A 7,504-nucleotide genomic window follows, 5' to 3' on the forward strand; every position below is an offset into this window, starting at 1 on the left:
CCCCGGGGCGGCGTCCGTTTGACGTGTCCGCGCGCTGCACCTCGTCGGCGATTTCCGGCCAACATCACAGCCACTCCTGACATGTACGCGCCCCAAGTGCCACTCTTCCCCCACGCCGCACAGCACCGCAGCACTTCCCCCACACCGAGGAGCTTGTGTGTCCACCCCTCTCTACGCGCGTCACAAGCGCACCACGCTGGCCATCGCCACCGCCGTCGCCGCCGGTGCCCTGCTCACCACCGGCCTGACCTCCGGCAGCAGCGTGGCCGCCGACTCCGCGAGCAAGCCGGCCCTCGCCGCCGCCCCCGTCCTGCTCTCCGCGCCCGCCCGCACCGCGCTCATCCAGGAGCAGCAGGCGGACGCCGCACGGACCGCGGACGAGATAGGCCTCGGCGACCAGGAGAAGCTGGTCGTCAAGGACGTCGTGAAGGACGCCGACGGCTCGGTCCACACGCGCTACGAACGCACCTACGCGGGCCTGCCGGTCCTCGGCGGCGATCTCGTGGTGCACGAGTCGAAGTCCGGCGCCGGCAAGGGCGTCACCAGAGCCACCAAAGCGGCCCTGAAGGTCGCCTCGCTCACACCCGAGGTCACCGCCGCCAAGGCGGAGAAGCAGGCCGTGACCCTCGCCAAGGCGGCCGGCTCGGCCAAGACCGAGGCGGACTCCGCGCCCCGCAAGGTGATCTGGGCGGCCGACGGCAAGCCCACCCTCGCCTACGAGACCGTCGTCGGCGGACTCCAGGAGGACGGCACGCCGAACGAGCTGCACGTCGTCACGGACGCCGCCACCGGCAAGAAGCTCTACGAGTACCAGGGCATCGAGACCGGCACCGGCAACACCACGTACAGCGGCAAGGTCACCATCGGCACTACGAAGTCCGGGTCGTCCTTCAACCTGACGGACGGCACGCGCGGCGGCCACAAGACGTACAACCTCAACCGCGGCACCTCCGGCACCGGCACCCTCTTCTCCGGTTCCGACGACATCTGGGGCACCGGCAACCCCTCCAACCTGGAGACCGCCGCCGCCGACGCGCACTACGGCGCCCAGGTCACCTGGGACTTCTACAAGAGCACCTTCGGCCGCAGCGGCATCCGCAACGACGGCAAGGCCGCCTACTCGCGCGTCCACTACGGCAACAACTACGTCAACGCCTTCTGGTCCGACAGCTGCTTCTGCATGACCTACGGCGACGGCTCGGGCAACACCAACCCGCTGACCTCGCTCGACGTGGCCGCCCACGAGATGAGCCACGGTCTGACCTCGGCCACGGCGGGCCTGAACTACAGCGGTGAGTCCGGCGGCCTGAACGAGGCGACCAGCGACATCTTCGGCGCGGGCGCGGAGTTCTTCGCGAACAACTCCTCCGACGTGGGTGACTACCTCATCGGCGAGGAGATCGACATCAACGGCGACGGCTCCCCGCTGCGCCACATGGACAAGCCCAGCAAGGACGGCTCGTCCAAGGACAGCTGGTCCTCCAGCCTCGGCGGGGTGGACGTCCACTACTCCTCCGGTCCCGCCAACCACTTCTTCTACCTGCTGTCCGAGGGCAGCGGCTCGAAGACGATCAACGGCGTGACCTACAACTCGCCCACGTCCAACGGCTCCACGGTCACCGGCATCGGCCGCACCAAGGCGCTGCAGATCTGGTACAAGGCGCTGACGACGTACATGACGTCGACGACCAAGTACGCGCAGGCCCGCACGGCGACCCTGAACGCGGCCTCGGCGCTGTACGGCGCGTCCAGCACCGAGTACAAGGCGGTCGCGTCCGCCTGGTCGGCCGTCAACGTCGGCTGACCGAAGCACGACCACGGGCGGTACCCGGAGCGAAGGCAGGTCCGGGTACCGCCCTACTCTTGGTGACCGTGTCTTCTCTGGATCCGAAGGACTTCACCTACGCCGATGTCGGCGCCACCCGCGACCAGGGCTTCTGCCCGCCGGGCTTCCACACGATGAACGTACGCACCCGCCTCGGCGAGGGCGAGGAGGTCTTCCGACGGGCCTCGGAGGCGGTCCTCACCTGGGAGATGCACCGGGCGATGGGCGTGGGCATCGACGCGGCCGGGGACCGCGCCGCCCCCGGCGTCGACGTCACGGTCACCCTCGCCGGCATGATCAAGGCCCCCTGCCGGGTGGTGTGGACCGTGGAGGAACCCCGCCGCGCCGGCTGGGCCTACGGCACGTTGCCCGGCCACCCGGAGAGCGGCGAGGAGTCCTTCGTGGTCGACCGCACGGGAGACGGCACGGTCTGGCTGACGGTGAACGCCTTCAGCCGCGCGGCCAAGTGGTACGCGAAGGCGGGCGGCCCGGCGACCAGGGGCTTCCAGCACGCCTACGCCCGCCGCTGCGGCTCCGTCCTACGCAACCTGGCAACGCAGGGCGGCGAGCCGACCTAGGGGCGCGGGGCCGTATCGATGTACGGCCCCCGCCGCGTGGGCGCGCTCAGCCCCCGCACACCCGCAGACGTCGAACTCACCGCATCAACAGCCCCGCAGCCGCCACCAGCTCCTCGGAAGGCCCGGCCACAAGCCCCAACTCCGCGCTGGAAGCCATCAGCCGATGCGCGGGAAGGATCCGCACCGTGTACCCGAAAGGCCCGGTGCGATCCAGTGACAAGGGCCCTTCATAGACCCAGCGCCCGTCCTGGTCGGGAGACCCCACCGGCTTCAGGGGCACGACCGTCGCGTCACCGATGCGGTCCTCCTCGTCCACCCGCCCGGAGACGACTTGGACATCCACGTCATCCGGCCCGAGATCGCCGAGGGCGACCCGTACGCGCAACCCCAGCGTCGTGCCGAGCTCGGCCAGGGCTGCCACCGCCGACGTCTCCACATGGTCGACCGTGACCCCCGGCCACGCCCCCCGCACCCGCCCCTTCCACTCGGCGAGACCGCGCGCCGCGTCCGGGCCCATGGACCGGTGGGAGAGCGCAGCGGGCGCGTAGAGCCGCTCCACGTACTCGCGGACCATCCGCCCCGCCAGCAGCTTCGGCCCGAGCAGGCTGAGCGTGTGCCGGACCATCTCGATCCACCGGTCGGGCAGCCCGCTCTGCCCTCGCTCGTAGAAGCGGGGCGTCACCCGCTGCTCCAGCAGGTCGTACAGCGCCGCGGCCTCTATGTCGTCACGGTGGTCCGGATCGGTCCCGGCGCCGTCCGCCGTGGGGACCGCCCAGCCGAAGTCGGGCTGGAACCACTCGTCCCACCAGCCGTCGAGGACGGACAGGTTCAGACAGCCGTTGAGCGCCGCCTTCATGCCGGAGGTGCCGCAGGCCTCCAGGGGCCTGAGCGGGTTGTTCAGCCAGATGTCGCAGCCGGGGTACAGCTTCTGCGCCATCGCCATGCCGTAGTCCGGCAGGAACACGATCCGGTGCCGCACCCGCGGATCGTCCGCGAACCGCACCAGCTCCTGCACCAGCCGCTTCCCGCCGTCGTCCGCTGGGTGCGCCTTGCCCGCCACGACGATCTGCACCGGCCGCTCGGGGTGCAGCAGCAGGTTCATCAGCCGGTCCCGGTCGCGCAGCATCAGCGTCAGGCGCTTGTACGACGGGACGCGCCGGGCGAAGCCGATGGTGAGGACGTCCGGGTCGAGCACGCCGTCGATCCAGCCCAGCTCGGCCGTATGGGCGCCGCGCTGCCGCCACGAGGCCCGCAGCCGCTCCCGCACCTCGGTCACGAGCTGCTCGCGCAGTACCCGCCGCAGCTCGAAGATGTCCTGGTCGGGGATGTCGGCCACCGCGTCCCAGCGGTCCGAGCCGCCGACGGTCAGCGCGTCCTCGGCGCGCTGGGCGCCGATCTGCCGGGCGCCGAGCCGGAACACCTCGGGGGCGACCCAGGTGGGGGCGTGCACCCCGTTGGTCACGGAGGTGATCGGCACCTCGTCGGCGTCGAAGCCGGGCCACAGGCCGGAGAACATCTCACGGCTGACATTGCCGTGCAGCAGGGAGACACCGTTGGCGCGCTGGGCGAGGCGCAGGCCCATCACGGCCATGTTGAACAGGTTGGGCTCCCCGCCGGGGTAGCTCTCCATGCCGAGCCGCAGGATGCGGTCGACGTCGATGCGGGGCAGCTCGGCGCCGGGGCCGAAGTGGCGGGCGACCAGCTCGCGGTCGAAGCGGTCGATGCCGGCCGGGACGGGCGTGTGGGTGGTGAACACGGTCCCGGCGCGGACCGACTCCAGTGCGGAGTCGAAGTCCAGCCCCTCCGCGCACAGTTCGGCGATGCGCTCCAGGCCGAGGAACCCGGCGTGTCCCTCGTTGGTGTGGAACACCTCCGGCTCGGGGTGGCCCGTCAGCCGGCAGTACGTCCGTACCGCCCGGACCCCTCCTATGCCGAGGAGCATCTCCTGGAGCAGCCGGTGCTCGCTGCCGCCGCCGTAGAGCCGGTCGGTCACGCCGCGCTCGCCGAGGTCGTTCTCCTCGACGTCGGAGTCCAGCATCAGCAGCGGGACCCGGCCGACCTGCGCCAGCCAGATCCGGGCGTGCAGCTGCTTTCCGCCGGGCAGGGCGAGGGCGACCTGGGCGGGGGTGCCGTCGGGCTCCTCGAGCTGGACGACGGGCAGCTCGTTCGGGTCGAGGACGGGGTAGTGCTCCTGCTGCCAGCCGTCCCGGGACAGGGTCTGGCGGAAGTAGCCGTGCCGGTAGAGCAGGCCGACGCCGATCAGCGGGACACCGAGGTCGCTGGCCGCCTTGAGGTGGTCGCCGGCCAGGATGCCGAGGCCGCCGGAGTACTGGGGCAGGGCGGCGGTGATGCCGAACTCGGGTGAGAAGTAGGCGATCGCGGCGGGCAGTTCGTCGGGCTGGGCCTGGTACCAGCGCTCGCCGGTCGTGTAGTCGTGCAGATCGCCCGCGACCGCGGCGAGGCGGCGCAGGAACGGGCCGTCCGCGGCCAGCTCCGCCAGCCGCGCGGGCGGCACGCTGCCGAGCAGCCGGACGGGGTCGCCGCCCGAGGCGGCCCACCGCTCGGGGTCGACGGACCGGAACAGGTCACGGGTCTCCGCGTGCCAGGACCAGCGCAGGTTGCGGGCCAGATCGCTGAGCGGCCTGAGGGGGTCGGGGAGAACGGGTCGGACGGTGAATCGACGGATCGCCTTCACGGGTTCCACCTCGGCGCGTTCGCTGGATTTCGCAGGGCTTCGACGACGTCTCCTACGACAGTACCGGCGTCGGCGCCTCCGCCGCTGAGGCTCCGCTACCCGACCCCCGATCGGCCTGAACAGCACCATCCGCGGATATGGCCGATTCCGCCCCCATAGGCGTCCTTGTGGTGCTTCACCCGCCACGAGAGGTTGCCTCTGGCGTACCGGCCCCGCGCGCCGCCGCGAGCGGCGCGCGGCAGCGGTGCGCCGAGTCGAGGAGGGGAACTCGGACCATGGCTCGGACGCGCGAGCGGCGCCTGCGCCGGACGGGGGGCCTGGTGGCGGCGATCTGTGCCGCGGCGTTTTCGGCCGTCACCCTGCCCGCGCACGCCGTACCGCAGGGGCGGATACAGGGCGCCGGATCACCCGGTTCCGTGCCCGGAAGCTATCTGGTGACGCTGAAGGAGGGCACGGTGGCCCGGTCGGCGGCCGGAGAGGGGCTCGCCGCACGGTACGGGGTGAAGATCAGCCACATCTACGGCACCGTCCTGAACGGTTACGCGGTCCGGGCGGACGAGAGACAGGCCGGGCGGCTCGCCGCCGACCCGCGGGTCGCCTCGGTCGCCCAGGACACCCGCGTGCGGCTCGACGGCACCCAGAGGAATCCGCCGTCCTGGGGGCTGGACCGCGTCGACCAGCCGAAGCCGCCGCTGGACCGGAGCTACACCTGGCCCCGGTCGGCCGGCGCGGGGGTGACGGTGTACGTGATCGACACCGGCGTGCGGACCACCCACAAGGACTTCGGCGGCCGGGCGGGCCACGGCTGGGACTTCGTCGGGGACGACCGGGTCGCCGCGGACGCCAACGGCCACGGCACGCACGTCGCCGGCTCGGTCGCGGGGACGTCCCACGGCGTCGCCAAGCGGGCCCGGATCGTCTCGGTGCGCGTCCTCGACGCCGCGGGCGGGGGCACCACGGCCCGGGTGATCGCCGGGATCGACTGGGTGACCCGGCACGCGAAGATGCCGGCGGTCGCCAACCTCAGCCTGGGCGGCCCCCGCAACGACCGCCTCGACGCCGCCGTGCGGGCCTCCATCGCCTCCGGTGTCACCTACACGGTCGCCGCGGGCAACGACGGCAGGCCGGCCGGCCTGTCCTCTCCGGGGAGCGTCAAGCAGGCCGTCACGGTCGGTGCGACCGACCGCAAGGATGCAAAACCGGCCTTCTCCAACCACGGTCCGGCCCTCGATCTGTTCGCCCCGGGCGTCGGCATCACCTCGGCCTCCGCCGCGAGCGACACCGCGCGAGCCACTCATTCGGGTACCTCGATGGCGTCTCCGCACGCCGCGGGAGCCGCCGCGCTCTATCTGGCCGATCATCCGAAGGCGACTCCGGCGCAGGTCGGGAGGGCCTTGACCGCCGGAGCGGCGACCGGGAAGGTCTCCGGCCGGGGCATCGGTTCGCCGGACAAATTACTGCGGGTGCCGCGCGTGTAGGGCGAAGGAGCAGCCACGCCTGGGGCCGGCCTCGTCCGTCGCGGACGAGGCCGGTCTTGTGTGTCGACATACGCGTGAGTAGTTAACAAAGTGCCGGATTGCCCACCCGAATAGGGTGGGAAGGCTCCTGCGGGTACCCCTCTCAGGAGCACCACGCAGGACCCACCTCCCCACAGACATCCGCCTACCCACGTTGACGCGGACAGGAGCGGTCATGCCCGCCAAGCACCACTCGCCAGCACCCCCCAACCGCCGCACCACCGGGGCGCGCGCCCCCGGCGGCGAAGCACGCCCCGCGCGCCCGGCCGAGGCCGGTCCGCCGGCCCCGCCCCCACCACCCGTGGTCGACACGACCGCCGTCGGGCGCATACCCGTCCTGGACGTCCGCCCGGTGGTCCAGCACGGGCGCCGGCCGGCGAAGGCCGTCACCGGCGAGACCTTCGAGATCTCGGCGACCGTGTTCCGCGAGGGGCACGACGCCGTGGCCGCCAATGTCGTCCTGAAGGACCCCGAGGGCCGCCCCGGCCCGTGGACGCCCCTGCGGGAGCTGGCCCCGGGGACGGACCGGTGGGGCGCCACGGTCACCGCCGGGGAACCCGGCCTGTGGACGTTCACCGTCGAGGCATGGGGGGACCCGGTCGGTACCTGGCGCCACCACGCCGAGATCAAGATCCCGGCGGGCATGGACACGGACGTCGTCCTGGAGGAGGGCGCGCGTCTGTACGAGCGGGCGGCCGCCGGGGTGCCCGAGGAGGAGGGACTGCGCGACGTGATCCTCACCGCCGTCGACGCCCTGCGGGACGAGGGCCGCTCCGCGGCGGCTCGCCTGGCGGCGGCGCTGACGCCGGAGGTGGACGAGGTCCTGGCCCGGCATCCGCTGCGGGACCTGGTCACCAGCAGTGAGCCGCTGCCCCTGCTCGTGGAGCGG

At 72.2% G+C, this 7,504-nt stretch carries 5 protein-coding genes; 4 read left to right on the top strand and 1 reads right to left on the bottom strand.

Annotated features, from left to right (window positions below; all coding sequences use genetic code 11):
- Positions 1–157 precede the first annotated feature (157 nt).
- Both IO24_RS0138480 and IO24_RS0138485 read left to right on the top strand, forming a co-directional pair.
- Positions 158–1,804, top strand: a complete 1,647-nt coding sequence (locus tag IO24_RS0138480; RefSeq protein ID WP_031144280.1) for a M4 family metallopeptidase — start codon at positions 158–160, stop codon at positions 1,802–1,804.
- Between the two features lie 62 nt (positions 1,805–1,866).
- Positions 1,867–2,403 carry a DUF1990 family protein gene (locus IO24_RS0138485; protein ID WP_037669681.1) on the top strand — a complete coding sequence of 179 codons (537 nt, stop codon included), beginning with the start codon at positions 1,867–1,869 and terminating at the stop codon, positions 2,401–2,403.
- A gap of 76 nt (positions 2,404–2,479) precedes the next feature.
- Here IO24_RS0138485 and IO24_RS0138490 read toward each other — a convergent pair whose 3' ends face one another.
- On the bottom strand, positions 2,480–5,098 hold the full coding sequence (locus tag IO24_RS0138490) for a glycosyltransferase family 1 protein (protein ID WP_031144282.1): 2,619 nt from the start codon (positions 5,096–5,098) through the stop codon (positions 2,480–2,482).
- Between the two features lie 275 nt (positions 5,099–5,373).
- Between IO24_RS0138490 and IO24_RS0138495 the strand changes: the two genes are divergently transcribed.
- Together IO24_RS0138495 and IO24_RS41470 are read left to right on the top strand one after the other, a co-directional pair.
- On the top strand, positions 5,374–6,576 hold the full coding sequence (locus IO24_RS0138495) for a S8 family peptidase (RefSeq protein WP_031144283.1): 1,203 nt from the start codon (positions 5,374–5,376) through the stop codon (positions 6,574–6,576).
- 214 nt (positions 6,577–6,790) lie between these two features.
- Positions 6,791–7,504 (top strand): maltotransferase domain-containing protein (locus tag IO24_RS41470; protein ID WP_157851337.1); only part of this gene is annotated, 714 nt, incomplete at its 3' end.

Source organism: Streptomyces flavovariabilis (assembly GCF_000725785.1).
GTDB classification, from domain to species: domain Bacteria; phylum Actinomycetota; class Actinomycetes; order Streptomycetales; family Streptomycetaceae; genus Streptomyces; species Streptomyces hawaiiensis.

Bases quoted from the DNA above. Each gene is read 5' to 3' on its own strand.
- IO24_RS0138495 (WP_031144283.1), top strand. From the start codon at position 5,374: ATGGCTCGGACGCGCGAGCGGCGCCTGCGCCGGACGGGGGGCCTGGTG.